Annotated in this window: 21 protein-coding genes and 4 tRNA genes; 20 read left to right on the forward strand and 5 right to left on the reverse strand. The window is 65.1% G+C overall.

Annotation, left to right across the window (positions count from 1 at the left end; all coding sequences use genetic code 11):
* Window positions 1-165 precede the first annotated feature (165 nt).
* Window positions 166-2,667: an ATP-dependent helicase HrpB gene (gene hrpB, locus G7Y82_RS10290; RefSeq protein WP_168147979.1), complete on the reverse strand. Its 2,502-nt coding sequence runs from the start codon at window positions 2,665-2,667 to the stop codon at window positions 166-168.
* Window positions 2,668-2,892: 225 nt separating this feature from the next.
* Here hrpB and G7Y82_RS10295 point away from each other — a divergent pair, with 225 nt between their 5' ends.
* From G7Y82_RS10295 to G7Y82_RS10305, 3 genes are all read left to right on the forward strand, one after another.
* The gene (locus G7Y82_RS10295) at window positions 2,893-3,441 is read left to right on the forward strand and encodes a TadE/TadG family type IV pilus assembly protein (protein WP_168147980.1); all 549 of its coding nucleotides are present in this window, start codon (window positions 2,893-2,895) and stop codon (window positions 3,439-3,441) included.
* A gap of 68 nt (window positions 3,442-3,509) precedes the next feature.
* A complete protein-coding gene (locus tag G7Y82_RS10300; protein WP_206370560.1) occupies window positions 3,510-3,950 on the forward strand; it encodes a TadE/TadG family type IV pilus assembly protein in 441 nt (146 codons plus the stop codon).
* A 15-nt stretch (window positions 3,951-3,965) separates the two neighbouring features.
* Window positions 3,966-5,795: a TadG family pilus assembly protein gene (locus G7Y82_RS10305; protein ID WP_366515651.1), complete on the forward strand. Its 1,830-nt coding sequence runs from the start codon at window positions 3,966-3,968 to the stop codon at window positions 5,793-5,795.
* A gap of 12 nt (window positions 5,796-5,807) precedes the next feature.
* On the opposite strand, the gene G7Y82_RS10310 is transcribed toward G7Y82_RS10305, so the two are convergent.
* Genes G7Y82_RS10310 through G7Y82_RS21895 form a run of 4 tightly spaced genes read right to left on the reverse strand, consistent with a single transcriptional unit; the run spans window position 5,808 to window position 9,949 of the window.
* The gene (locus tag G7Y82_RS10310) at window positions 5,808-6,536 is read right to left on the reverse strand and encodes a type III pantothenate kinase (RefSeq protein WP_168147983.1); all 729 of its coding nucleotides are present in this window, start codon (window positions 6,534-6,536) and stop codon (window positions 5,808-5,810) included.
* On the reverse strand, window positions 6,533-7,510 hold the full coding sequence (gene birA, locus G7Y82_RS10315; protein WP_168147984.1) for a bifunctional biotin--[acetyl-CoA-carboxylase] ligase/biotin operon repressor BirA: 978 nt from the start codon (window positions 7,508-7,510) through the stop codon (window positions 6,533-6,535). The genes G7Y82_RS10310 and birA overlap by 4 nt, the downstream gene beginning before the upstream one ends.
* Complete coding sequence (plsY, locus tag G7Y82_RS10320) at window positions 7,495-8,142, reverse strand: glycerol-3-phosphate 1-O-acyltransferase PlsY (protein ID WP_168147985.1); 648 nt, start codon at window positions 8,140-8,142, stop codon at window positions 7,495-7,497. Before plsY ends, birA begins: the two co-directional genes overlap by 16 nt.
* Window positions 8,143-8,161: 19 nt before the next feature.
* Entirely contained in the window at window positions 8,162-9,949 is a 1,788-nt protein-coding gene (locus tag G7Y82_RS21895; RefSeq protein ID WP_168147986.1) for a M61 family metallopeptidase, read from the reverse strand.
* A 247-nt stretch (window positions 9,950-10,196) separates the two neighbouring features.
* Between G7Y82_RS21895 and G7Y82_RS10330 the strand changes: the two genes are divergently transcribed.
* The 17 genes from G7Y82_RS10330 to rpoB all read left to right on the forward strand — a co-directional run bounded on the left by G7Y82_RS10330 (window position 10,197) and on the right by rpoB (window position 25,575).
* The gene (locus G7Y82_RS10330) at window positions 10,197-11,135 is read left to right on the forward strand and encodes an alpha/beta hydrolase (RefSeq protein WP_168147987.1); all 939 of its coding nucleotides are present in this window, start codon (window positions 10,197-10,199) and stop codon (window positions 11,133-11,135) included.
* Window positions 11,132-12,010: an alpha/beta fold hydrolase gene (locus G7Y82_RS10335; RefSeq protein WP_168147988.1), complete on the forward strand. Its 879-nt coding sequence runs from the start codon at window positions 11,132-11,134 to the stop codon at window positions 12,008-12,010. Before G7Y82_RS10330 ends, G7Y82_RS10335 begins: the two co-directional genes overlap by 4 nt.
* A gap of 27 nt (window positions 12,011-12,037) precedes the next feature.
* On the forward strand, window positions 12,038-13,288 hold the full coding sequence (locus G7Y82_RS10340) for a serine/threonine-protein kinase (RefSeq protein ID WP_168147989.1): 1,251 nt from the start codon (window positions 12,038-12,040) through the stop codon (window positions 13,286-13,288).
* 180 nt (window positions 13,289-13,468) lie between these two features.
* Entirely contained in the window at window positions 13,469-14,074 is a 606-nt protein-coding gene (locus tag G7Y82_RS10345; RefSeq protein WP_168147990.1) for an outer membrane lipoprotein, read from the forward strand.
* Between the two features lie 114 nt (window positions 14,075-14,188).
* Window positions 14,189-15,472, forward strand: a complete 1,284-nt coding sequence (gene purD, locus G7Y82_RS10350) for a phosphoribosylamine--glycine ligase (RefSeq protein WP_168148284.1) — start codon at window positions 14,189-14,191, stop codon at window positions 15,470-15,472.
* A gap of 100 nt (window positions 15,473-15,572) precedes the next feature.
* Window positions 15,573-15,658 (forward strand) — tRNA-Tyr (locus G7Y82_RS10355).
* 37 nt (window positions 15,659-15,695) lie between these two features.
* Window positions 15,696-15,769: transfer RNA gene (locus G7Y82_RS10360), tRNA-Gly, on the forward strand.
* A 40-nt stretch (window positions 15,770-15,809) separates the two neighbouring features.
* Window positions 15,810-15,885, forward strand: a tRNA-Thr gene (locus tag G7Y82_RS10365).
* 318 nt (window positions 15,886-16,203) lie between these two features.
* Window positions 16,204-17,397, forward strand: coding sequence for an elongation factor Tu (gene tuf / locus G7Y82_RS10370; RefSeq protein WP_168147991.1), 1,194 nt, complete (start codon window positions 16,204-16,206; stop codon window positions 17,395-17,397).
* Window positions 17,398-17,464: 67 nt separating this feature from the next.
* Window positions 17,465-17,540, forward strand: a tRNA-Trp gene (locus G7Y82_RS10375).
* Between the two features lie 43 nt (window positions 17,541-17,583).
* Entirely contained in the window at window positions 17,584-17,970 is a 387-nt protein-coding gene (gene secE, locus G7Y82_RS10380) for a preprotein translocase subunit SecE (RefSeq protein WP_168147992.1), read from the forward strand.
* A gap of 2 nt (window positions 17,971-17,972) precedes the next feature.
* Window positions 17,973-18,506, forward strand: coding sequence for a transcription termination/antitermination protein NusG (nusG, locus tag G7Y82_RS10385; protein ID WP_168148285.1), 534 nt, complete (start codon window positions 17,973-17,975; stop codon window positions 18,504-18,506).
* Between the two features lie 341 nt (window positions 18,507-18,847).
* Window positions 18,848-19,279 carry a 50S ribosomal protein L11 gene (gene rplK, locus G7Y82_RS10390; protein ID WP_168147993.1) on the forward strand — a complete coding sequence of 144 codons (432 nt, stop codon included), beginning with the start codon at window positions 18,848-18,850 and terminating at the stop codon, window positions 19,277-19,279.
* Window positions 19,280-19,282: 3 nt separating this feature from the next.
* Window positions 19,283-19,978, forward strand: a complete 696-nt coding sequence (gene rplA, locus G7Y82_RS10395) for a 50S ribosomal protein L1 (RefSeq protein ID WP_168147994.1) — start codon at window positions 19,283-19,285, stop codon at window positions 19,976-19,978.
* A gap of 295 nt (window positions 19,979-20,273) precedes the next feature.
* Entirely contained in the window at window positions 20,274-20,807 is a 534-nt protein-coding gene (gene rplJ, locus G7Y82_RS10400; RefSeq protein ID WP_168147995.1) for a 50S ribosomal protein L10, read from the forward strand.
* A gap of 54 nt (window positions 20,808-20,861) precedes the next feature.
* Window positions 20,862-21,239 (forward strand): 50S ribosomal protein L7/L12, encoded by a 378-nt coding sequence (gene rplL / locus G7Y82_RS10405; RefSeq protein WP_168147996.1) that lies wholly within the window; start codon window positions 20,862-20,864, stop codon window positions 21,237-21,239.
* A gap of 187 nt (window positions 21,240-21,426) precedes the next feature.
* Window positions 21,427-25,575 (forward strand): DNA-directed RNA polymerase subunit beta, encoded by a 4,149-nt coding sequence (rpoB, locus tag G7Y82_RS10410; protein WP_168147997.1) that lies wholly within the window; start codon window positions 21,427-21,429, stop codon window positions 25,573-25,575.
* Window positions 25,576-25,591 lie beyond the last annotated feature (16 nt).

The raw sequence follows: 25,591 nt of genomic DNA on the forward strand, positions 1-25,591 counted from the left end.
GGCGCTCGGAATGAAAACACCCGCCGAGGCTTATGCCTTAGCGGCCTGACCTGTGCAGATTTCGGTGGGTCATTACAAACGGGCGCAAAATGACGCCGCGTACTTGCCCGCAAGTTGGGCGATCTTGGCTGCTTTTATCGGCAGGCGGCGGCGTGGCGTCGCTGCTCAGGTGCCGCGGGGTTTGGCACGTCGTGTCGGGATGGCGTGCGCCGGATCTTCGGGCCACGGATGACGTGGATAGCGGCCGCGCAAATCCTTACGGACGTCGGCATAGCTTCCGGCCCAGAAGCCGCCGAGGTCGGCGGTGACCGCTACCGGCCGCTGCGCGGGGGATAGCAGGTGCAGGGTGACCGCAACGCGTCCGTCGTTGACGGTCGGGGTGTGTGGGCTGCCAAACATCTCCTGCAGCTTGACGGCCAGCACCGGAGCGCCCGGCGGCTGGTAGTCGAGGCGGATCCGCGAGCCGGTTGGGACTTCGATGTGCGTCGGTGCCAGACGTGCCAGCGCCTGCTGTTGCGCATAGTCGAGCTGCGCTCGCAGAACCTCGGTCAGATCGAGCCTCGCCAGATGATCGCGCCGCGTCATCCCGTGCAGATGCGGCGCGAGCCAAAGCTCCAGGCTCGCGAGCAAGGCGTCGTCGCTGAAATCGGGAAGTTCGAGCTCAGGGCGCCAGGTCCGTAGCGAGCCGGTCCGCGCCTGTAGTTCGCGAGCAGCATCGGTCCACGGCAGCGCGTGAAGGCCGATGCTGCGGATGCCCGCCAGCATCGCGGGGCTGCCGAGCGCTCGTTGTTCGTCGGCGGGTAGCGCCCGAGTGCGCAGCACAATCGCGCCGAGGCGTTGCTGGGATTCGGCGACCACGCATTCTCGCTGTGGATCCCAGGCGACCACCGCGTGCCAGGCGATGCGCGGCGCCTGGTCGGTCATGACGTCGGCTTCTGCGAGCGCCGCCCCGGCACGAATACGACGCGGCGGCCCTGGCTCCCAATGCGCAATCGATAGCCACTCCTGCTGCGCCAGTGCGTCGTGCTCGAGCAGTCGAGCTTCGCTGCCGTCAGCACAGAGAAACGCAATCTCTCTCGTGCCACGAACACCGGGACGTCGACGCGCCAGTCGTTCGGGAAAGGCCCAGCCGATGCAGCGTGCAATCGCGCGCTCGTCGATCGCGCGGGCCGGCTCATCGATGTCGGCGATGTGCCGGAACTGTCGCGCCGATTCCACGGCTTGCCGGCTGGCAGGATCGCCGCCGCGACCGCTCGCGAGAGTCTGTACCGATTGCGCGAAATCGGCATGGCCGTGAGCGTCTCGGCCCTCAAGCGCGGCAGCGACCCAAGCGGCGGCACCGCCCAGGCCAGCGGCGCGGGCGGTCAGCAGCATATGGGCGACGCGAGGTGCTGCCGGCAGGCGAAGCAATGCGCGGCCGTGTGCGGTGATGCGCCCGGCGGCATCAATCGCTTGGATTTCATGCAGGCGGTCCTGGGCATATGCCCATTGGGCGGCGCCCGGGAGATCGAGAAACGACAAGGCTGCCGGATCGGCGATGCCCCAGGCTGCGAGATCCAGAGCGAAGCGCGTCAAATCGACCGACAGGATTTCGGGTATGTCGTGCGCGACCAGGCCACCGTGTTGGTCACGATTCCATAAGCGAAAGCAGACCCCCGGGCCAAGACGCCCAGCACGTCCGGCGCGCTGGTCTGCCGATGCGCGCGAGATGCGCTCGGTTTCGAGGCGATTGGCGCCTGCCGCCATATCGAAACGTGCTGCGCGAACCAACCCGCCGTCGACGACGGTGTCGACCCCTTCGACGGTCAGGCTGGTTTGCGCGATATTCGTCGCCAGAATGATTTTGCGCCGGCCGCCGGCATCCGGCTGCAGCGCCAGATCCTGCGCCTCGGATGACAGGCTGCCGTGCAACGGGCGGATCGCCACCGTGTTGTCATAGCGATCATGAAGCGCACGCTCGGCGGCGCCGATTTCACGACCACCGGGCAGAAACGCGAGGATGTCGCCGTGCGTCTGCGCGTGCGCGCAGATGATGTGACGGGCGACGAAGTCGCCATGCTCGCGCAAGGACGGCGGGCTGCCCGATTCGAGATGGCGGATGTCGACCGGGAACATGCGCCCGCCGCTCTCGACCACCGGCGCATTGCCGAGCAATGCCGCCACGCGGGTACTGTCGAGCGTCGCCGACATCACCAGGATGCGCAGGTCGGGGTTGAGGTTCTCGCGGACGTCGAGCGCCAAGGCCAGCGCCAGGTCCGCATCGAGGCTGCGTTCGTGAAACTCGTCGAAGATCAGCAGGCCAACGCCGGGCAGCTCGGCATCGGCTTGCAGGCGTCGTGCGAGGATGCCTTCGGTGACGACCTCGATGCGGGTGCGCGCCGACTGACGTCGTTCGAAGCGAATCTGGTAGCCCACGGTTTCCCCGACCGTCTCGCTCAGCAGGCTGGCCATTCGTCTCGCCGCAGCGCGAGCCGCAACGCGGCGGGGCTCAAGCATGACGATGCGTTGGTTCGCCAGCCAAGGCTCATCGAGCAAGGCCAGCGGTACCAGGGTGGTCTTGCCGGAACCGGGGGGCGCCGCCAGCACGGCTGCCGAGCCCGCACGCAAGGCGCGACGCAAGTCAGGCAAACTCTGAGCGACGGGGAGTTCGGGAAGCGTGGGGCGCATGGACGCGGGGAGGGGAATCTGGGGGTTTTGTAGCTAAATTCCTACATTACCGCTTATCTGTCGCAAATCATAACGCCCGGCCACGGCGCTTCGTCAGCCCGAATATGCCGCTCACCGGTCAGTGAGCGGGAGGCGTCGGGGATCATCTCATGCTGTATCAGCCATTGCGGGGGAATCGCCGATGGCGTTTGCGCCGCCGAGAGGCGGGTTTGGAGGCCGAAGGGAATGACGGGAATGCCAGCACGATGGAGGCGGAAGGCGCAAAGCGGTGCGACGGCCATCGAGTTCGCGCTGGTCCTGCCGCTGTTCTTTTTGATCTTTTACGGCAGCCTGACCTACGGTCTGATCTTCCTCGCGCACCTGACATTGCAGCATGCAGCCGAGGATGGCGTGCGCGCCGTGCTGCGGGCGCAGGACACCGAGGATGCTGACGGCAATGACCTGACCGTCGAGCAACAGCTGGAATCACGCATCGCCTACGCCAAGTCCATCGCGGCGACGCAGGCCAGTTGGATCGATGGATTCCAGACGCCGACGATCAACGTCAATGTTTGTTTGAGCGACGCCGTTTGCGACGCGGCCGGCGGCGGCGCAGGGGGCTATCCGGATTGCAGCCAAACCGTCCTGTGCCAAGTCGTGATGACCGTAACTTATGACTACGCCACGCACCCCATCGTGCCCTCGCTGGCCGGTAGTGGCCTGGGCCCGATGACGCCGACGACGCTGCAAGGTTCAGCGAGAGTGCTCATCGACGGGCGGGTGTTCACCTCATGACGGCTCGAGTGATCGCCGTGTCGTGCTCATGCGCTACGCGTCGTTCGGCGCAACACGGCGCGGCGGCAATGGAGTTCGCGCTGGTGCTGCCGATCCTGGTGCTGATCCTGCTGGGCCTGATCACGTTCGGTTCTGCGTTTCATACCCAGCTCGTCATCGCGCGCGCAGCCGAAGATGGTGTGCGAGCGGTGGGCTTCATTCCGGGCGTGCAAAGCTATAGCGACATCGATGCGGCAAGCATTCGTGACGACGTCCGCGAATCGCTGGCCGGCAGCAGTATCGTGCCGAGCGCCTACGACACCGACTACGCCACGCGTCTGGCGTGGTTGCAGACCAACCTTCCTGACGCCGACATCCTCGTCGACAACGGCACCTGTAGTGGACAGGCCACCAACGACGACGGCGTACGCGTCAAGATCGACTTTCCGTATAACAAGACGCGCCTGTTACAGGGCACGTATTCGTGGCTGCCCGACACGCTGACGGGCTGTGCGGTATTCCAGTTTTGAGATCGGGGAGCTCTCGTGCGTGATCGAAGCTTGAAGAGATGGAGCGCGCGGCGGCGGCAGCAGGGTTCGATCCTGATCTTTGCCGTGCTCGCGATCAGCATCGGCGTGATCCTGCTGTCGGTCGCCGACATCGGCATGCTGTACTGGTACAAGCGCGACTTTCAGAAAGCGGCCGACCTCGCGGCGCTGGCTGGCGCCTCTAAGCTCGTCAATGACGACGGCTCGCGCTCCTGCGACAACAACGCCAAGCCGGCGGCCACGACCAATGCCAGTCAGAACCTGGGCTCGCGCAGCTACACCCTGACGGTGACCTGCGGCGTCTGGTCGCCATCGGCGTCGCAACGCTTCACGGCATCGGCGTCGGATACCGACATCGACCAGAACGCCGTGCAGGCGCAAGTGTCCGGAACGCCACCACGCTTCCTGCCCTACGTGCCGATCACGACGATCACGGCGCACGCAACGGCAATGGTCAACGCGCCGCAGGCGCAGCTAAAAATACGGACCACGACTGCCACACTGGACGACGGTGCCGTCAACGCGTTGCTGAGCGCATTGCTCGGCGGCAATGCCTCGTTGAGCGTCCTTGGCTGGCAAGGCGTGGCCGATGCCGACATCAACCTGCTCGACTTCCTCAACGGCTTACTCGGCGTCAATGCCAACGTCGACATCGGTAGCTACCAGAGCTTGCTCGACACCACCGTCTCGGTTGGACAGATACTTGATGCTGAAATTACCGCACTGAACAACGCTAGCCAGACGACCGCGGCGGCGACGGTCGGCCTGTTCGAGCAGCAGTTGGGCGCTGTGGGCGTCGACGTCGGAACGCTCGATGTCCCGCTGGGCGATCTGCTCGAGTTACAGACGGGGGCGCAAACCGCCGGCCTCAACGCGGTGGTCAATGCGTTCGATCTGTTGAATGCGGTAGTGCAGGCTGCGAATGGAGCAAATGCGATTTCGGCCGACGTGCCGATCAGCATCCCCGGTGTCGCCGGCGTGACGATCCGAGCCTCCGTCGTTGAGCCGCCGCAACCGTCCGCAATCGGCAATCCGGCACTGATCGACCCGACCTATCCGGGCGACGCCAGTACCCCTCGCATCTACGTACGCACTGGCCAAGTGAGAGCGTTGGTCGCGACGGATTTGCAGGTGATCGGTCTGGTCAATGGGCTGACCAATATCCTCTACCCGCTGGTTGGTGTGCAGCTGCTCAACGATCAACTCGATGTCGCGCTGCAAGTCGGCGGTGCGCAGGCCTATGTCACCGGCTATAGCTGCGGCACCGACGGCTACAAGGAGCTTGATGTCCATGCCACGACATCATTGGCGCAGGCCACCATCGGCGAGTTGACGACAACACAGGAGAACGATGTTTTCAGCTCCACCGCCGACTTTCCGTCAGCGGGGCCGCTCAACATCCTCAAGCTGACACTGCTCGGGATTACCGTTGCCGAAGTGCAGCTACAGGCAAGCGATGTGCCGGTTGCCGCGACTTCTAGCGACCTGACCTACACGGCGACGACCGACAGTCCGAACGGGCTGCCCGAAATCGGCACGGAGACCGATCAGATGTACCGGGAATTGTCTTCGCAGGACATTGTCGCCAGCCTGGCCGACACGATCGGCTCCCTGAGACTTAATGTCGTCGTTCTCAACTCTGGGCTGCTGGGTGCCATTCTGAACGGCTTGCTTAGTAGCGTCGCTGCTCTGGTACAGAGCGTACTGGCGCCGATTCTTGACCCGGTGTTGAACGGTTTGTTGACGGCTCTGGGTTTGAACCTCGACGACGCCGAAGTTGGCGCGGCCTTGAGCTGCAACGGCACCGGCGCGGTGCTCGTCAACTGAGGCGGCTGCCCATCAGGGGACCGGGCTCGCCAGAGCGGCAAGCCCTTCGAGTACCAGGTGCGGCCGATGCTGCCAGTCGGCACCGAGGTCGGCGTGCAGATATTCCGCGTCGCCGCCGGTCAGCCAGCGGCTCGCGCCGGTCTCAGCTAGCGTGGCGACTCGGTCGATGGCGCCGGCGCATGCCAGCTGCGCACCGAGCTGCACGCAGCTTTCGGTGTCGCTGCCGAGCGTGTCGGCATGCACGCCGTTCAGATCGCGAGTTTCGAAGCGCGTCGCGCCGAGCACGGCGCGCTGCTGCGCCGCGATACCGGCGGCGATGATGCCGCCGCGATGCTGGCCCTGGGCGGTGATGACATCAACCGTCAAGGCCGTGCCGGCGTTGGCGATCACCGCCGCTCCATGTTGCGCATGCCAGACCGCGATCATCGCCAGCCATCGGTCGACTCCGAGTCGCTGCGGCTCGCGATACGCATTGATCAGTCCGCGCCACTGTCCGGTGCTGCGCGCGATATGCGGGGTGAGGCTGCAGTGGCCGCGCATGGCTTCGATCAGGGCAGATTCGTGCGCCGCACCGGTGACATTGGATATCCAGATCGCGTCGACGCCGCCGGACGGCAGCTGCGACACGGTCTGTGCCGGGTCGCCGTGATGCGGTAGGGCGCCGTGCTCGACGAGCGCGCCCGCCGAACCTGACCGCGCCCATTTGATTCGGGTGTTGCCGACGTCGATCAGCAGTTTCATGCGAGGCGCAGGCTGACTTCACCGGCGTGGACGCGCTGCATGCCCGCAGCGGTTTCGACCAGTAGCGCGCCATCGCGATCAACGCCGCGGCCGATGCCGTCGAATCCGGCGTCGCCGTTCAGGATGCGGACCGGTGCGTCGCGGCTGGCGTCGAGCCGTGACCAGTCGGCGGCCATTGTCGAGAAGCCTTCGTCTGCGTAACGCGACAGCCGTGTCGTCAGTTGGCGCAGCAGCGCTGCGGCGAGCGCATTGCGTCCGGGCATCGGCCGCTGCTGTATCTCGCAGAGCTCACCGAGATTGATCCACGGCTGGGTGACCCCGCCGGCTTGTTGCGCCGCCATCTGCACATTGATGCCGATGCCGATGACGACCCGACAGCTGCCGCCGGCTTCGCCGCGATGCTCGATGAGAATGCCGCCCAGCTTGCGCCCGCCCGCCAGCAGATCGTTCGGCCACTTGAGCTGCACGCCGGTGACACCGAGTTCGGTCAACGCCTCGACGCAGGCGACGCCGACGGCGAGCGACAAGGCGCTCAGCTCACGCGGCCACGCCGCCCAGCTCCAGCCGATCGACAGGTAGAGATTGGCGCCAAACGGTGAAATCCACTGCCGGCCGCGCCGACCGCGCCCGGCGGTCTGCAGCTCGGCGAGCAGGACTTGCGGGTCATGACTGGCGTCGGCATCGAGCACCTGCGTATTGGTCGAGTCGACGACGGCGGCGACGCGCAGCCGCATCGGTGTCGTGGCCTGCAGCACGTGGGCGTCGAGCCGTTCGATCGGCGCGCTCAAGCGATAGCCGAGGCCTTGCCGCGATTCGACATCGAGCTGCCAATCACGCAGCCGTTCGACACGCTTCGACAATGCCGCGCGCGTGATCCCAGATGCGGCCGCCAGGTCTTCGCCGGAATGCCATTCACCGTCCGCGAGCGCATCGACCAACGCCAGCAGTTCGGCTTCGCTCAGCGCTGCAGCCATCGGCCGATGATCCTCGCTTTCTCGAAACGATGTTCGTTGCCCTGGGCCAGGCGCACGATGTTTTCCCGATGTTTCCATGCAACGAGCGCGGCCATCGCCAGTACAAAGCCGCCGCTGGCGCTGAACAGGCCCTCGGGGTGTACGAGTGCCACCCAGATGATGGCGGTGAGTGCCGCCCCCAGCGTCGCCAGACTGACATAGCCGCTGACCAGGATGACGAGTACGAACAGTGCCAGCATCCAGACCAGTGCCGCGGACATCAGGGCGCCGAATACGCCCGCCAGCGTCGCTACGCCTTTGCCGCCGCGAAAGCCGTAGAGCACCGGATAGCAATGCCCGATGGCGACGGCGACGCCGCACCAGTAGGCTTGTTCGCGCGCCGTTAGCAGCACATCGCCCAGCGTCGGCAGGTGGGGAATCGCCAGCACTGCGAGGACGCCCTTGGCGATGTCGATCAGCAGCACGCCGAGCGCGAAGCCCTTGCCTTGTGTGCGCAGCGCATTGGTCGCACCGACGTTGCCGCTGCCGACCGTGCGCAGATCGATGCCGCCGCGCAGCAGGCCGATCAACTGGCCGCCCATCAGGTTGCCGAGCAAGTAGGCGAGGGCCGTCTTGACGATCAGGTCAAGCATCGAGGCATCCGTGACGCGCTCATGCGCCGATCCAGGCCTTGCGGCGTGCGGTTACCGACTCATCGGCGTCAATCAGCGTCAGCATCCAGGTGTCTTCGGGGGGCGCGTCCGGTACGAAGTCGAGCGTCAGCAGCTCGTCGCCGCGGAATACGTGCAGCGCGTAGTGCTGGCCCGGCTGCAGGGCGGCGACGCGAGCGCTCCAGTTCGCTGCCGTGACGCGCAGCCCGTCGATCGCGACCAGCTGGTCGTTGGCAGACACGCCGGCGCGCAGCGCGGGCCCGCCGCTGTAGACGAACTGCACGCGCGTGTCGCCGGCGCGCAGTTTGAGGCCGGCCCAGGCTCGCGCCGGCTCGCCAGCGACCCAGCCGCCAGCGTCAGTGTCGGAGACCGCAGCGCGGCGCACTGCGCGGACCCCGAAGTCGGCGAGCAGCGCCGCCAGCGGCAGTTCGTCCGTCGACCGCAGAGCGCGGTCGAAGAAGCCGCTCAGATCGAGCCCGGAGATTTCCTGCGCCAGCGCTTCGAGCCCGCCTTCCGGGACGCCGACGCCGGTCGCGCCCCAGCGCTGCCAGGCGCCCCGCATCACATCGTCGAGCGTGCAGCCACCGTCGCGGCGCAGCATCAGGTCCAGGCACAGGGCGACCAGCGCGCCTTTGACGTAATAGCTGATCGCGCTGTTTGGCGTGTTTTCGTTCGGCTGGTAGTACTTGATCCAGGTCTCGAAGCTGGCGTCGGCCAGGGTCTGCACCTGCCGTGCCGGCGTGCGCTCGACACGCGTCGCGTTTTCGGACACGACATCCAGATAGCTGGCCGCGTCGATCAGCCCGGCGCGCAGCAGGAACAGATCGTCGTAATACGAGGTGATGCCCTCGTAGTGCCACAGATCACGCGAATACGCCTCGCTGCCGAGGTCGGATTCAAGGAACTTGGCGGCGGTGATGCGCTTGACGTTCCAGAGGTGGAAATACTCGTGGCTGCACAGGCCAAGGAAGCTGCGGTAATCCTTGCCGAGCTTGCGCTCGCCGGGCACCGGCAGATCGCTGCGCGAGCAGATCAGCGCCGTCGAGTCGCGATGCTCGAGGCCGCCATAGCCGGCACCGACCACATTGGTCAGGAACAGGTACTGATCGAGGCCGGGCTGCTGGCCGAACATCTCACGCTCGACGTGGCAGATCCGCGTCAGGTCGGCCGCCAGTCGCGGCAGGTCGGTGTCGACCCGGCCGGACAGCACCAGGGCGTGCGGAATGCCGTCGACGTCGAAGTCGACGCGCTGAAAGTCGGCCAGTTCGACCGGGTGGTCGATCAGCGCCTCGTAGCCGTCGGCGACGTACTCGCCAAAGCCGCGCGCGTCAACGTGCAGCGCCGGCAACGTGGTGGCGACGCGCCAGCGGGCGGCCAGCGGATCTTCCGGCGCGGGCAGTTCAACGTGAAAACGTGTCGTCTCGCAGCCGTTCGGGCAGTAGAACAGCGAACTGCCGTTGAAGAAGCCGCGGCGCGTGTCGAGCCAGGCTTTGCGCACCGACTCGTCGAACGCATAGACGGTGTAGTGCAGTTCCAGCGGACCGTCGGTGGGCGCGCAGCGCAGCGTGCGCTTGTCGATGCGCTCCACTGCCAGCGGCTGGCCGTCGGCGCTGGCGCGGATGTCGACAACATGCTTGGCGAAGTCGCGGACCAGGTAGCTGCCGCGCAGCCAGCCCGGCATCCGGAACACCTGTCCCTGCGGATCCGGCGTCGCCACACGGCATTGGACTTCGTAAAGGTGGGCGCGCAGGTCTGCGGCACGAACTCGATAGATGACGGCAGGAGTCACGACTCAGGGCGGCGGCAAAGGTGGTGCGTATTATGCCGCTTGATGCTGCCATGGCGGACGCTTGGTTATGCTCTGGGGCGCCAGTCGTCCAATCGAGTCCCCGATGGACGAGCGATCACAGGAGGATGCGTGTTCAGACGCGACAGCAGCGGCGGCCCCGGGGAGCGGCGTAATGCCACACCGGCGTTTGCCGTGGTGCGCGTGCATCGCATCCATTTTGCCGCGCGGTACGGGTGAGGACCTGACGATGAGTGCTGGCCTGTCGATGCGCGCGCGCCTGTGGCGGCGTCCGATCCGCTGGCTGTTGGCGCCTGCGTTTCGCGCCGGACGCTCGGTTGAATTGCGGCGCCGGGCCTTGCTGCAGGTCGGCGCACTGTCCCGCCTGCCCCTGTCGTTGCACGCCCGCGTCAGCCAGGACACGCTGCGCGGCGTGCCGGTCGAGTGGGTCACGCATTCCGGTGACGACACGCAGCGCGTCATCCTCTATTTTCACGGCGGCGCCTACATCGTTGGCGCCGCGCGCCTGTATCGCGACGTCAATGCGCGTTTGGCGACGTGGGGGCAGGCACGCGTTGCGGCTGTCGACTATCGGCTGGCGCCGGAGCATCCGTTTCCCGCCGCCCCCGACGACGCATTGAATGCCTACCGCGGCCTGCTCGAGCTTGGCATCAACGCAGATGACATCGTCCTCGCTGGAGATTCGGCCGGCGGTGGTCTGGCACTGGCCTGTGCGTTGCAGATTCGCGACGGCTGTCTGCCGGCGCCATCGGGGCTGGTCCTGTTTTCGCCGTGGACCGACCTGACGCTCGGTGGTGCCTCGATCGAAGCGCAGGCGGCGCAGGACATCATGCTGGAGGCCGAGGCGCTGCGCGAGGCGGCGGCCGATTATCTGGCCGGACACGATCCGCGTACGCCGCTGGCGTCGCCGCTGCACGCAAACCTCGGCGGCTTGCCGCCGATGCTCATCCAGGTCACCGATACCGAAATTCTCTACGACGATGCGCGGCAGCTGGCCGCGCGCGTCGAGGCGGCCGGCGGCGTTGCGACGCTCGACGTCAGCCCCGGTCTCTGGCACGTCTGGCAGGCGCTGGCCGGCAAGGTGCCGGAAGCCGACGCCGCCTTGCGCCGGGCGGCCGAATTCGTGCTGCGCTGCACGGCTGTCGCCGTCGAGCCTCGCCGTACATGAGCCTGACACGCTGGCGCGACACTGGCAGCGATTTCAGCTTCGGCGAATACCGGATCTTCACGCGCGCGGCCGGCGAGGGCGACGAGGCGCTGTTGCTGCTGCACGGTTTTCCGACCGCATCGTGGGATTTCGAGGCCTTGTGGCCACGGCTGGCGAAGCGGTTCGGTCGTATCGTCACCCTCGACTGGCTGGGACTCGGCTTTTCCGACAAGCCGCAGCGGCATCGCTATTCGATCGCCGAGCAGGCCGATCTGGCGCGTGCCGTGCTCGAAGCCCACGGCGTGCGGCGCGTGCACCTGCTTGCGCACGACTACGGCGCTTGCGTTGCGCAGGAGCTGCTGGCGCGGCAGCGCGACCGGGTGCAGGGCCCGCAAATGCTGAGCGCGGTATTGATGAACGCGCCGCTGTTTTATGAGGTCGAGCAGCGCTGGTGGCCGCACCGGCTGCTCCTCAGCCCGATCGGCCCGCTGTACGTCCGAATGGTCGGCGAGCGCCGCTTCTGGCGCGCGTTCTCGGCGCTGTTCGGTGCCGACACCAAACCCGGCCCGATCGAGTTGCACGATTACTGGACCTTGGTGGATGGCAGTGGTGGCCGTGCGGCGCTGCGCGCGGTACTGCGCTACGCGCACGAGCGCCGTGAGCAGCGTGAACGATGGCGGGATGCGCTGCTCCTCGATGCGCCGCCGCTACGCTTGATCATCGGCGCCGACGACCCGGTTTCGGGGCGGCGCGTCGCGGCGCACTACCAGCAGCTCAGGCCGGACGCCGATGTCGCTCTGCTCGATGGAATCGGCCATTTTCCGCACGTCGAGGCGCCGGACCGGGTTGCGCGGGCGGTGCTGGCGTTCCACGATGCGCTGGCGCGCCGTGGCTGAGCGGCTCCGACGAGACGGCGCGATACGATGACCACGCCTGCTGCGGCCGCGTGGCCCACCCGGATCGGCAAATACGAATTACGCGAACCCATCGGCCGCGGCGACTCCGGCATCGTCTGTCGCGGCTATGACCCATTCGTGCAGCGCGAGGTCGCGGTCAAGTTCGCCTTTCACGATCCCAGTCACCGCCACGACGCCGATCACGAGCGCGCGTTCTTTGCCGAGGCGCGCGCCGCTGGCGCACTGCAACATCCGAACATCGTTGCCCTCTATGACGCTGGCGTTGAAGGTGAGATCAGCTACCTGGTCATGGAATACGTCGACGGCCAGACGCTGCGCCCCCACTGTCGCGCCGATGGCGCGCGATTGCCTGTGGCGCAGGTCCTCGACATCGGCTCGCGCTGCGCATTGGCGCTCGATTACGCGCATGAGCGCGGGGTGCTGCACCGTGACATCAAGCCCGGCAACATCATGCTGATGCGTGACGGCACGCCGAAGCTGATGGACTTCTCGCTGGCCGAATTCAGGGCCGAGCCGGGCACGAAGATGTCCGATGGGCGTCTGCGTGGCTCGCCGTATTACATGGCGCCGGAACAGGTCCGCGGTGACGGCGCGAGCCGCGCCAGCGATCTGTACGCGCTCGGTGCGGTGCTGTATCAGCTGTTGTGTGGCGCACCGCCGTTCGCGCAGGCTGATCGCGAGCGCTTGTTCGAGGACATCCGCAACCGTCCGGCACCTGATCTGGCGCAGCGACGGGCGGGAATTGCGCCGGCGGTGGCGGCGCTGGTCGCACGCCTGCTGGACAAGGCGCCCGACCGACGGTTCGTGTCGGGGCGCGCGCTGGCGGCAGCGCTGGCGCCATTGATCGAGGCGGCGCAGGGACCGGGCGTAGACGGCCTCGCGTCACATGATGCTTTGCGGAGGCTCGAAATTTTCGCCGGATTTTCGGTGGCGGCCTTTGATGAACTGCTGGCAGCCAGTCGTGTCGTCAGCTGTGCAGCGGACGGGCGCTGGCCGACGGCGGGGCCACCGGCGATGCTCATCATCCTGCGCGGCGAACTGGAATGGTCACGCGACGGGCGCACGCAGCGCTTCGCAGCAGGCGACGGTGTCGATCTCGTCGCCGCTGGCGAGGCTGCGCTGAGGGCGCGCACACGGGTGCTCGCGCTGCGCGTCGACCTTCGACGCCTCGAGCAGGCATCAGCGGACACGCAGCTGCGCTTTTATCGGGCCATGACGGCGGCGCTGTCGCGTTCCGCCATAAGGTCTGCGAACTGACTGCGCAACCGTTACCTGGCGATACATCGGGTTGCCTACACACGCAGCCGGATTCGCCAGACTTGCATCCGCGGCGGCAGGCGTCGATCCTGAAGCCGACCCTGGCGGTTCAGCTTTGGCTCATTGCCGCCACCTACAGTCCGCCGCAACTGCAGTCCAAAAAACCAGAGGGGCTTCATCATGCATAACGGATTCCTGCGTTCCGCCGTCGCCGCACTGGCCTTGAGTGCCGTGTTGGCTGCCTGCAGCAAGCCGGCCGAGCCGCCGCCGGTCGATGATCCGTCGCAGCAGACGGCGCCGCAGGAGGCACCGCCGCCGGCCGAACAGCCGGCGCCGGCGCAGCCCGCACCGACCCCTGCGCCGGCGCCAGCGCCGGCCCCCAAGCCAAAACCGAAGCCGCGGCCGGCCCCGGCTCCGGCTCCGGCTCCGCAGGCCGCCCCGCAGCCGCAGGTTTGCTATGACTGCGGCACGATCAGCAACATCGCCGAAGTCCGCCAGAAGGGTTCGGGCTCCGGTGCCGGTGCGGTGGCCGGTGGTGTGGCCGGTGGTGTGATCGGCCATCAGTTCGGCAAGGGCAAGGGCAAGGACGCGGCGACCGTGCTCGGCGCGCTGGCCGGTGCGATCGGCGGCCACATGGCCGAGGAGCAGATTCGCGCGACGACGACGTATGACGTCACCGTGGCGATGGAATCGGGCTCGACGCGCACCATCAACGTCTCGGCGCTCAACGGTCTTACCGTCGGCGAGAAGGTGAAGATCGACGGCAGCAGCATCATTCCGCAGTAAGCGGCGCTTGCGAAAAAGACCGCCCGCGGCAGCTTCGGCTGCCGCGGGCTTTTGCTTTCCGCTACCCTAGCGCCCCTTTTTTCTCGGCAGGCAGGGCGGACCATGGCGCAAGCGCTGAAGGTACTGGTGATCGGCAACGGCGGGCGCGAACACGCGCTGGCGTGGAAACTGGCGCAGTCACCGCGCATCGCCGAGGTCATTGTCGCGCCGGGCAATGCCGGTACCGCGCGCGAAACAGGCTGCCGCAATGTGGCCATTGCCGCCGACGACATTGCGGGCCTGCTGCAGCTCGCGCAGCGTGAAGGTGTCGATTTCACTGTGGTCGGTCCGGAAGCGCCGCTGGCGCTCGGCGTGGTCGACACATTCCAGGCTGCCGGTCTGCGCATCTTCGGGCCGAGCCGCGCGGCTGCGCAGCTCGAGGCGTCGAAAGCCTTCACCAAGGATTTTCTCGAACGCCACGCGATCCCGACCGCGCAGTACCGTGTCTTCACCGAGATCGAACCGGCGGTGGCGTACATCGCCGAGCGCGGCGCGCCGATCGTCGTCAAGGCCGACGGCCTGGCGGCCGGCAAGGGCGTGGTGGTCGCGACCACGGTCGACGAAGCGCAGAACGTCGTGCGCGACATGCTCGGCGGCACGATGTTCGGCCAGGCCGGCGCGCGTGTCGTCATCGAGGACTTTCTCGAAGGCGAGGAGGCGAGCTTCATCGTCGTTGCCAGCGGGCAGCAATACGTGGCGATGGCAACCTCGCAGGACCACAAGCGGATCGGCGACGGCGACACCGGCCCGAACACCGGCGGCATGGGCGCCTATTCGCCGGCGCCGGTGGTCACTGCCGACGTGCACCAGCGCGCCTGTCGCGAGATCGTCGAGCCGACCCTGCGTGCCATGGCGGCCGAAGGCGCGCCGTTCACCGGCTTTCTCTACGCCGGGCTGATGATCGACGCGCAGGGCGCGCCGCGCGTGATCGAATTCAATGTGCGCATGGGCGATCCGGAGACGCAGCCGATCCTGTTCCGCCTGGAATCCGATCTGCTCGACATTCTTGAAGCGGCGGTCGACGGTCGCCTCGATCAGGTTCAGGCGCAGTGGAGCGCGCAGCCGACGCTGGGGGTGGTGATGGCCGCCGGCGGCTATCCGGGGACCGTGCGCAAGGGTGATGTCATCAGCGGCCTCGATGCCGACTTCGGCGGCGCCAAAGTCTTTCATGCCGGCACCACGCTGCGCGACGACGGCGCGGTGCTGACCAGCGGCGGTCGCGTGTTGTGCGTCGTCGCGCGTGGTGGCAGCGTCGCTGCCGCGCAGCAGTCCGCCTATGCCGCGGTCGCGCAAATTCGCTGGGATGGCGTGCAATATCGCCGCGATATCGGCTATCGGGCGATCGCGCGTGGTAATTGAGGAACTTCCGGCGACTTTTTTGCCGAAATTTCCTTGACGAAGCGCTTTTCGCCGACCAGAATACGCGGCCCTTACCGGACCTGTCCGGGAAGGCCGTGGCGGAGGGATACTCAAGCGGCCAACGAGGGCAGACTGTAAATCTGCTGACTTATGTCTACGGTGGTTCGAATCCACCTCCCTCCACCAAATTCGATTTTGTTGTGCGCCGGTTGCTGTGGGTGAGGCGGGTGTAGCTCAATGGTAGAGCAGAAGCCTTCCAAGCTTCCTGTGAGGGTTCGATTCCCTTCACCCGCTCCAGTCGGCACTGGCGAACGCGAGCTTCAAGAAGATCGATTCCGCCCACCTAGCTCAGTCGGTAGAGCACACCCTTGGTAAGGGTGAGGTCGCTGGTTCGATTCCAGTGGTGGGCACCAGATTCAAGCGGTCGCGGTTTCGAGGAATCGAGCCAGCGGCCTCAAAGACAAGCTCGCTGGTTTGATTCCAGTGGGTGAGGCGGAAAAAGGAAAAGGTCCGGTGGACCTTTTCCCTGCCGAACGCCCGAGCGCGATGCGCGAGGGCCGGAGGGCACCAGATTCAAGCGGTTGCGGGATGCGCAATCGAGGTTCGCAGCGCCTGGCTGCGAACCGTGGTGGCAGCATGAAGCGGCGCCGGCCTGTCTGGCGCCGGACTTGTTTTTAGGCCGCGGTGTGGCCGTGGTTTCAACGTGATTTGAGCAATTCGGAGACTTCGCGATGGCAAAGGGTAAGTTTGAACGCACGAAGCCGCACGTGAACGTGGGCACGATTGGCCACGTTGACCACGGCAAGACGACGACGACGGCTGCGCTGACGAAGGTGTCGTCGGACAAGTATGGCTCGACGTACGTTCCTTACGACCAGGTTGCGAAGGCGTCTGAATCGCAGGGGCGTCGCGACGCGACGAAGATTCTGACGATCGCGACGTCGCACGTTGAGTACGAAACGGACAACCGCCACTACGCGCACGTTGACTGCCCGGGACACGCGGACTTCGTGAAGAACATGATCACGGGTGCGGCGCAGATGGACGGCGCGATCCTGGTGGTGTCGGCGGTTGACGGCCCGATGCCGCAGACGCGCGAACACGTTCTGCTGGCCAAGCAGGTCAACGTTCCGAAGATCGTGGTGTGGCTGAACAAGTGCGACCTGGTGGAAGACGAAGAGCTTCTGGACCTGGTCGAGATGGAAGTTCGTGACCTGCTGAGCAAGTACGACTTCGACGGCGACAACACGCCGGTCATCCGCGGCTCGGCGACCAAGGCGATTGCCGGTGAAGCCGAGTGGGTTGGCAAGCTCGAAGAGCTGTACAACGCGATCGACACCTGGATTCCGGAACCGCCGCGCGAGACGGACAAGCCGTTCCTGCTGCCGATCGAAGACGTGTTCTCGATCTCGGGCCGCGGCACGGTGGTGACGGGCCGTATCGAGCGTGGCGTGATCAAGGTCGGTGAAGAAGTCGAGATCGTGGGTATCCGCGACACGGCGAAGACGATCGTCACGGGCGTTGAAATGTTCCGCAAGCTGCTGGACCAGGGGCAGGCGGGCGACAACGTCGGTCTGCTGCTGCGCGGCACGAAGAAGGAAGACGTGGAGCGCGGCCAGGTGCTGTGCAAGCCGGGCACGATCAAGCCGCACTCGAAGTTTGAGGGCGAGGTGTACGTGCTGACGAAGGACGAAGGCGGCCGTCACACGCCGTTCTTCAAGGGCTATCGCCCGCAGTTCTACTTCCGCACGACGGACGTGACCGGTTCGATCCAGTTCAACCAGGAAATGGTGATGCCGGGCGACAACGTTCAGATGACGGTTGAGCTGATCAACCCGATCGCGATGGAAGACGGTGTCCGTTTTGCCATTCGCGAAGGCGGCCGCACCGTCGGCGCCGGCGTCGTCACCAAGATCCTCGAGTAAGGGTTTTGACTTGTGGGCGCGGATTGCCTAAAATCCGCGCCCCTTTTTGGCTTTCCGCGGTAAGCACAGGGCGATAGCTCAACTGGTAGAGCGGCGGTCTCCAAAACCGCAGGTTGGGGGTTCGAAACCCTCTCGCCCTGCCACGCAGCGTCGCCGGAATGTCTGCGGGGCCCAAGTAGCGAGTTCATGGAAGCCCAACATACCGAGAAAGCTGGTTCTGCGGCCAAGGACACAGCTCTTCTGATCATTGCCGCGATCGTTCTGATCGGCGGCATGTTTGCGTTTTATTACTTCGAAGGCCAGCTCAACGCCCTGGTGCGGACGTTGATGATCCTGGGTGCCTTCGCGGCCACGCTTGCGCTCGCCTATCAGACGGCGCTGGGGCGTGACCTCTGGGGCTACGTCAGCGGCGCGCGCATTGAAATGCGCAAGGTCGTCTGGCCGACGCGCCAGGAAGCCGTGCAGACAACCCTGATGATCGTCATCGTCGTGGCCGTGATGGCGCTGCTGATTGCCGGACTCGACTGGGTGCTGTTGCGCGGCGTCGAGCTCCTGACCGGACGGGGGGCGTGACGATGACGATGCGCTGGTACGTCGTACATGCGTATTCGCAGTACGAAAATTCGGTCATGAAGGCGCTCCGCGAGCGTATCAATCGGGCGGGTCTGCAGGAGCAGTTTGGCGACATCCTGGTGCCGACCGAAGAGGTCGTCGAGATCAAGGAAGGCGTCAAGCGCACCACTGAGCGCAAGTTCTTCCCGGGTTACGTTCTGGTCCAGATGGACATGAACGAAGACACCTGGCATCTCGTCAAATCGACGCCGAAGGTCATGGGCTTCATCGGTGGTACGCCGGACAAGCCGGCGCCGATCAGCGACAAGGAAGCCGAGCGCATCCTCAATCGCGTGACCGAGTCCGTCGAGAAGCCGCGTCCGAAGACGCTGTTCGAGCCGGGTGAGTCGGTGCGCGTCAAGGAAGGTCCGTTCGCGGACTTCCAGGGCGTTGTCGAAGAGGTCAACTACGAAAAGAACCGTCTGCGCGTGTCGGTCCTGATTTTCGGCCGCGCCACCCCCGTCGACCTCGAATTCGGTCAGGTCGAGAAGGGGTGAACTGCAGGGGAGCACGGCTCCCCTGCAGTTCACGCCCGGCCAGGGATGGCCGGGCCGGGCGTTCCAGCCGCGACGAAGTTGCGCCCGGGACGGCCACGCAGAGGTATCAGCGGAACGCGCCTTGAACGGCGCGCCGCCGTAACCGCCCCGCCAGAAATGGCGCGGTCAGACACCCCGCCGCGCCGGTCGCGCCAGGGGTGTCGGCGCCAGCAGCGCGCCAACAGACTCCGGGCCGCAGTCGGGTCCGCCGTCGAACGTATTTAGGACGAAGCCGCTCCCGCAGGGCTTCGAAACATCGGGGAGCCTGACAACAGGCGTTTGCACCCACTTTGGAGTAAGTCATGGCAAAGAAGGTCTCGGCCTACATCAAGCTGCAGATTCCTGCAGGCAAGGCCAACCCGGCGCCGCCGGTCGGTCCGGCGCTCGGTCAGAACGGCGTCAACATCATGGAGTTCTGCAAGCAGTTCAACGCTGCGACGCAGAAGCTCGAGCCGGGTCTGCCGACTCCGGTCGTGATCACGGTCTATTCGGACCGCTCGTTCACGTTCATCACCAAGACGCCGCCGGCGACGACGCTGATCAAGAAGGCCGCCGGCATCGATTCCGGTTCGCCGACGCCGCACACCAAGAAGGTGGGCAAGATCACCAAGGCGCAGGTCGAGGAAATCGCCAAGGCGAAGATGCCGGACCTCAATGCCGGCAGCATGGACGCGGCGATGCGCCTGATCGCAGGCTCCGCCCGTTCGATGGGCATCGAAGTGGTGGAGAAGTAAGCCATGGCGAAGATCACGAAGAAGCAGAAGGCGCTGGCGGGCAAGGTCGAAGCCGGCAAGCTGTACGACCTCGACGGTGCGATCGCAATCCTCAAGGAATGCGCGACGTCGAAGTTCAAGGAGTCGATCGACATGTCGATCAACCTCGGCGTCGATCCGCGCAAGTCGGACCAGAATGTTCGCGGTTCGACGGTGCTGCCGCACGGTAACGGCAAGTCGGTTCGCGTTGCGGTGTTCGCGCAGGGCGAGAAGGCCGAGCAGGCCAAGGCCGCCGGTGCTGACGCGGTCGGCATGGACGACCTCGCCGCCAAGATGAAGGAAGGCGATCTGTCGTATCAGGTCGTCATCGCCGAACCGGCCGCGATGCGCGTCGTCGGTGCGCTGGGTCAGGTGCTGGGTCCGCGCGGCCTGATGCCGAACCCGAAGACGGGCACGGTCACGCCGAACGTCGCCGAAGCGGTCAAGAACGCCAAGGCCGGTATGGCGAAGTTCCGTACCGACAAGGGCGGCATCGTGCATTGCTCGGTGGCGGCGGTCGACTTCGACGTCGAGAAGATCAAGGACAATCTGATCGCGGTCGTGCGCGATGTGCGCAAGGCCAAGCCGACTTCGTCGAAGGGCGTCTACATCAAGAAGGTGACGCTGTCGACGACGATGGGCCCGGGCGTGCGCATCGATGTCGGTTCGCTGCCGGAATAAGTTGAATCCCGTGCCGATGCCCTGAAGTAAGGGCATCGGTGCCGGTTCGGTGGGGCGGGCACGCCGCCTGCGCCACCGAGCCGTGAAAGTTTCCCAGCATGATGCGTGGCGGTGCGGGATGGCCGTCGTCGCAGTCGTAACTTTGAAGTGTGGCGCATGCCTCACATCGAAGACCGTCAGTGGCCCCGAGCAGCAGGGACGGGCATTAAAGGTCGCAAGACCGCTGTCGTAGATAGGCCGGTTCGATAAAGCCGCAAGGCATAAGAGCCGATTTTTGAGGCAACTAGGAGTTCTGATGGCTCTCAGGCTGAATGACAAGAAGGCCCTGGTTGCGGAAGTGAACGATGTCGCCAAGCGCGCGCTATCGGCCGTTGCGGCCGAATATCGCGGCCTGACGGCCGGCAAGTTCGACGAACTGCGTGCAAAGGCCCGTGAAAACGGCGTCTACCTGCATGTCGTCAAGAACTCGCTGGCGACGCGGGCGGTCGAGGGCACCGAATTCGAGTGCCTGAAGACAGCGCTGGTGGGACCGCTTGTTCTCGGTTTCTCGCTTGAGGATCCGGGTTCGGTCGGTCGCGTCATCAAGGACTTCGCCAAAGACAACGACAAGCTCGTGGTCAAGGCGGTCGCGGTCGGTGGCACCCTGTACGGTGCTGCGGACATCGAACGTCTGGCTTCGCTGCCGACGAAGGAGCAGGCCCTCGCCATTCTGGCAGGCACGCTCCAGGCGCCGATCAGCAAGTTTGTCCGCACTCTGGCGGAACCCGCTGCGAAGGTCACCCGCGCCGTCAAGGCCGTGGGCGATTCCAAGCAGGACGCGTCGGCGTAAGCGTTCAATTCCGAATCCAAGGCATTACCACACTTTTTATTGGAGTTTTTAAAGATGGCTACGAAGGAAGAAATCCTCGACGCGATCGCCGGCATGTCCGTGATGGACGTCGTCGAGCTCGTCAAGATGATGGAAGACAAGTTCGGCGTGACGGCTGCCGCCCCGGTTGCGGTTGCTGCCGGTCCGGCTGCTGCGGCTGCCCCGGCTGCTGAAGAGAAGACCGAGTTCACGGTCGTTCTCGCCGGCATCGACTCGGCCAAGAAGGTCAACGTCATCAAGGTCGTGCGCGAAATCACCGGTCTGGGCCTCAAGGAAGCCAAGGACCTGGTCGAAGGCGCGCCGCAGACCGTCAAGGAAGGCGTCGACAAGGCCGCCGCCGAAGAGATCAAGAAGAAGCTGGAAGAAGGCGGCGGCAAGGTCGAGCTGAAGTAAGCAGACCAAGTCGTTGCTTTTCAAGGCAACTTCTAAGCGTTGAGGTGAAGGCTGGGAGCCGTGATCGGCTCCCGGCCTTTCGCCGCTAGCGGGAGAACTCAAACCTCTGGCGAGGTTTCAGGTAGCGAGCCAGACGTTTGAATTTTTCGAGGCGCGTTGTGGCGCCCACTGACGACAGAGGTAACCGATGGCCTACTCGTTCACCGAGAAGAAGCGTATCCGCAAGGACTTCAGCAAGCTGAAGGAAACGCTGGAAATTCCTTATCTGCTGGCGACGCAGATTGATTCCTACCGCCAGTTCCTGCAGGCCGAGGCGCAACCGTCGAAGCGGCGCGACAACGGCCTTCAAGCCTCGTTCAAGTCGGTGTTCCCGATGACGTCCTACAACGGCGCCGCGTCGCTGGAGTTCGTCAAGTATCGCTTCGACGAGCCGGCGTTCGACGAGAAGGAGTGCCGCGTCCGTGGCATGACCTTCGCCGCGCCGCTGAAGGTCACCGTGCGCCTGGTGATCTTCGATCGCGAGTCCAAGGAAAAGCGCGTCAAGGACGTGCGTGAGCAGGAGGTCTATCTCGGCGAAGTGCCGCTGATGACCGACCACGGCACGTTCATCATCAACGGCACGGAGCGCGTCGTCGTCTCGCAGCTGCACCGTTCGCCGGGTGTGTTCTTCGACCACGACAAGGGCAAGACGCACAGCTCGGGCAAGCTGCTGTACAGCGCCCGCATCATTCCGTACCGCGGTTCCTGGCTGGACTTCGAGTTCGACCCGAAGGACAACCTGTTCGCGCGTATCGACCGTCGCCGCAAGCTGCCGGTGACCATCGTCCTGCGCGCGCTCGGTTACAGCAACGAGCAGATGCTCGAGATGTTCCATGAGCAGAATGTCTTCACGCTGGAGAAGGACGGCGCGACGATCGACCTGATCCCGGAACGCCTGAAGGGCGAGAAGGCGCAGTTCGACATCGTGGCCGACGGCAAGACGCTGGTCGAAGAAGGCAAGCTGATCACGGCGCGCCACATCAAGCTGATCGCCGAGGCCGGCCTGAAGAAGCTGACGGTGCCGGATACCTATCTGGTCGGCAAGATCGTCGCCAAGGATCTGGTTGCCGAAGGTACGGGCGAGATCATTGCCGCCGCCAACACCGAGCTGACGCAGAATCTGCTGGCGAAGATGCGCGAGTCGGGCATCAAGACGCTGCCGACGCTGTACGTCAACGACGTCGACAAGGGTCCGTACATCTCGACGACGCTGAACATCGATCCGACCAAGACCAAGCTCGAAGCGCTGGTCGAAATCTATCGCATGATGCGCCCCGGCGAGCCGCCGACCAAGGACGCCGCCGAAGCGCTGTTCCACGGCATGTTCTTCTCGCCCGAGAAGTATGACCTGTCGGCCGTCGGCCGCATGAAGTTCAACCGCCGCCTGCGCCGCGACACGGTCGAAGGCCCGGGCGTGGTCTACGACGGCCAGCTGTTCTCGATGTTCAACGATGAGTTCTCGAAGGGCTTGTTTGCCAAGTTCGGCAAGGAGCATTCGGACATCATCGACGTGGTCCGCGAAATCATCGCGATCCGCAACGGTGAGCAGCAGACCGACGATATCGACCATCTCGGTAACCGCCGCATTCGTGCGGTCGGCGAAATGGCCGAGAACGTGTTCCGCACCGGTCTGGTCCGCGTCGAGCGCGCGGTCCGCGAGCGCCTGGCGCTGGCCGAGGCCGAGAACCTGACGCCGCAGGATCTGATCAACGCCAAGCCGGTCTCGGCGGCGATCAAGGAGTTCTTCGGTTCGTCGCAGCTGTCGCAGTTCATGGACCAGAACAACCCGCTGTCGGAAGTCACGCACAAGCGTCGCGTGTCGGCCCTCGGCCCGGGTGGTCTGACCCGTGAGCGCGCCGGCTTCGAAGTCCGCGACGTGCATCCGACGCATTACGGCCGCGTCTGCCCGATCGAAACGCCGGAAGGCCCGAACATCGGTCTGATCAACTCGCTGGCGTGCTACGCGCGCACCAACGAATACGGCTTCCTCGAAACGGCCTATCGCAAGGTCATCGACGGCAAGGTCACCGACGAGGTCGAGTACCTGTCGGCGATCGAAGAAGGCCGCTACGTCATCGCCCAGGCGAACGCCGAGCTCGACGATCAGAACCGCTTCAAGGGTGACCTGGTCTCGGTTCGCTTCCAGAACGAATTCGCACTGACCGCACCGGACAAGATCCAGTACATGGACGTGTCGCCGCGTCAGATCGTGTCGGTCGCCGCCGCGCTGATTCCGTTCCTCGAGCACGACGACGCCAACCGCGCGCTGATGGGTTCGAACATGCAGCGTCAGGCGGTACCGACGCTGCGCGCCGACAAGCCGCTGGTCGGCACCGGCGTCGAGCGTCGCGTCGCCGTCGACTCCGGCAATGCCATCCAGGCCAAGCGTGGCGGTGTCGTCGAGAAGGTCGACGCTGCGCGTATCGTCATCCGCGTCAACGACGAGGAGACGGTGGCCGGTGAAGCGGGCGTCGACATCTACAACCTGGTCAAGTACATCCGCTCGAACCAGAACACCTGCATCAATCAGAAGCCGATCGTCACCCCGGGTGACGTGGTCGCGCGCGGCGACGTGATCGCCGACGGCCCGTCGACCGACCTCGGCGAGCTCGCGCTCGGCCAGAACATGCTGATCGCGTTCATGCCGTGGAACGGCTACAACTTCGAAGACTCGATCCTGATCTCGGAACGCGTCGTCGAGGAAGACCGCTTCACGACGATTCACATCGAAGAGCTGACCTGCTCGGCGCGTGAAACCAAGCTCGGACCGGAAGAAATCACCGCCGACATTCCGAATGTCAACGAAGCGGCGCTGCGCAAGCTCGACGAGTCGGGCATCGTCTACATCGGCGCCGAGGTCAAGGCCGGCGATCTGCTGACCGGCAAGGTCACGCCGAAGGGCGAGACGCAGCTGACGCCGGAAGAGAAGCTGCTGCGCGCGATCTTCGGCGAGAAGGCGTCCGACGTGAAGGACACCTCGCTGCGCGTGCCGGCCGGCATGGACGGTACCGTCATCGACGTGCGCGTGTTCACCCGTGAAGGCGTGAAGAAGGACAAGCGTGCGCTGGCGATCGAAGAGGCCGAACTGGCCGCGGTGCGCAAGGATCTTGCGGACCAGCAGCGCATCTTCGAGGACGACATCTATGATCGTCTGCGCAAGATCCTGCTCGGCAAGCAGGCCGACGGCGGCCCGAACAAGCTGAAGAAGGGCGCCAAGATCGACGACGAATATCTCGATTCGATCGAGCGCGAGAAGTGGTTCGAGATCCGCATGTCGGACGACGACGCGCAGACCCAGCTCGAAGCGGCCAACAAGCAGCTGCGTGACATGCGTTCGGAGTTCGACAAGCGCTTCGACGACAAGAAGCGCAAGATCCAGTCGGGTGACGAGCTGTCGCCGGGCGTGCTGAAGATGGTCAAGGTCTACCTGGCCGTGAAGCGTCGCATCCAGCCGGGCGACAAGATGGCCGGCCGTCACGGCAACAAGGGCGTCATCTCGCAGATCGTGCCGGTCGAAGACATGCCGCACATGGAAGACGGCACGCCGGTCGACATCGTGCTCAACCCGCTGGGCGTGCCTTCGCGTATGAACATCGGCCAGTTGCTCGAAGTCCATCTGGGCTGGGCGGCCAAGGGCATCGGTCGCAAGATCGACGACATGCTGCAGCAGCAGAAGTCGGTCGCCGAACTGCGCCAGTATCTCGACAAGGTCTACAACCAGACCGGTGGCAAGGCGGATGTCGATATCGCCGAGCTGAGCGACGCGGAAGTCGTCAATCTGGCGAAGAATCTGACCGGGGGTCTGCCGGTGTCGACGCCGGTCTTCGACGGTGCCGCCGAAGCCGAGATCAAGACGCTGCTCGAGCTCGCCGGCCTGCCGCGTACCGGCCAGGCGCAGTTGACCGACGGCCGCACGGGCGAGCAGTTCGCGCGCCAGGTCACGGTCGGCTACATGTACTACCTGAAGCTGAACCATCTGGTCGACGACAAGATGCATGCGCGTTCGACCGGTCCGTACTCGCTCGTCACCCAGCAGCCGCTGGGCGGCAAGGCGCAGTTCGGCGGTCAGCGCTTCGGTGAGATGGAAGTCTGGGCGCTCGAGGCCTATGGTGCGGCGTACACGCTGCAGGAAATGCTGACGGTCAAGTCGGATGACACGAACGGCCGTACGCGCATGTACAAGTCGATCGTCGATGGCGATCACCGCATGGTCGCGGGCATGCCCGAATCGTTCAACGTGCTGGTCAAGGAAATCCGCTCGATTGGTCTGAACATCGAGCTGGAACAGAATCAGTAAGTTGGCGGACGACAGG

The sequence above is a fragment of the Solimonas marina genome, from assembly GCF_012241385.1.
Lineage (GTDB): Bacteria > Pseudomonadota > Gammaproteobacteria > Nevskiales > Nevskiaceae > Solimonas > Solimonas marina.

What these genes read in the sequence shown, in the direction of transcription:
- hrpB (WP_168147979.1), bottom strand. Translation starts at nt 2,667, where the DNA reads ATGCGCCCCACGCTTCCCGAACTCCCCGTCGCTCAGAGTTTGCCTGAC.
- G7Y82_RS10295 (WP_168147980.1), top strand. Translation starts at nt 2,893, where the DNA reads ATGACGGGAATGCCAGCACGATGGAGGCGGAAGGCGCAAAGCGGTGCG.
- G7Y82_RS10300 (WP_206370560.1), top strand. Translation starts at nt 3,510, where the DNA reads ATGGAGTTCGCGCTGGTGCTGCCGATCCTGGTGCTGATCCTGCTGGGC.
- G7Y82_RS10310 (WP_168147983.1), bottom strand. Translation starts at nt 6,536, where the DNA reads ATGAAACTGCTGATCGACGTCGGCAACACCCGAATCAAATGGGCGCGG.
- birA (WP_168147984.1), bottom strand. Translation starts at nt 7,510, where the DNA reads ATGGCTGCAGCGCTGAGCGAAGCCGAACTGCTGGCGTTGGTCGATGCG.
- plsY (WP_168147985.1), bottom strand. Translation starts at nt 8,142, where the DNA reads ATGCTTGACCTGATCGTCAAGACGGCCCTCGCCTACTTGCTCGGCAAC.
- G7Y82_RS10330 (WP_168147987.1), top strand. Translation starts at nt 10,197, where the DNA reads ATGAGTGCTGGCCTGTCGATGCGCGCGCGCCTGTGGCGGCGTCCGATC.
- G7Y82_RS10335 (WP_168147988.1), top strand. Translation starts at nt 11,132, where the DNA reads ATGAGCCTGACACGCTGGCGCGACACTGGCAGCGATTTCAGCTTCGGC.
- G7Y82_RS10340 (WP_168147989.1), top strand. Translation starts at nt 12,038, where the DNA reads ATGACCACGCCTGCTGCGGCCGCGTGGCCCACCCGGATCGGCAAATAC.
- G7Y82_RS10345 (WP_168147990.1), top strand. Translation starts at nt 13,469, where the DNA reads ATGCATAACGGATTCCTGCGTTCCGCCGTCGCCGCACTGGCCTTGAGT.
- tuf (WP_168147991.1), top strand. Translation starts at nt 16,204, where the DNA reads ATGGCAAAGGGTAAGTTTGAACGCACGAAGCCGCACGTGAACGTGGGC.
- secE (WP_168147992.1), top strand. Translation starts at nt 17,584, where the DNA reads ATGGAAGCCCAACATACCGAGAAAGCTGGTTCTGCGGCCAAGGACACA.
- nusG (WP_168148285.1), top strand. Translation starts at nt 17,973, where the DNA reads ATGACGATGCGCTGGTACGTCGTACATGCGTATTCGCAGTACGAAAAT.
- rplK (WP_168147993.1), top strand. Translation starts at nt 18,848, where the DNA reads ATGGCAAAGAAGGTCTCGGCCTACATCAAGCTGCAGATTCCTGCAGGC.
- rplA (WP_168147994.1), top strand. Translation starts at nt 19,283, where the DNA reads ATGGCGAAGATCACGAAGAAGCAGAAGGCGCTGGCGGGCAAGGTCGAA.
- rplJ (WP_168147995.1), top strand. Translation starts at nt 20,274, where the DNA reads ATGGCTCTCAGGCTGAATGACAAGAAGGCCCTGGTTGCGGAAGTGAAC.
- rplL (WP_168147996.1), top strand. Translation starts at nt 20,862, where the DNA reads ATGGCTACGAAGGAAGAAATCCTCGACGCGATCGCCGGCATGTCCGTG.
- rpoB (WP_168147997.1), top strand. Translation starts at nt 21,427, where the DNA reads ATGGCCTACTCGTTCACCGAGAAGAAGCGTATCCGCAAGGACTTCAGC.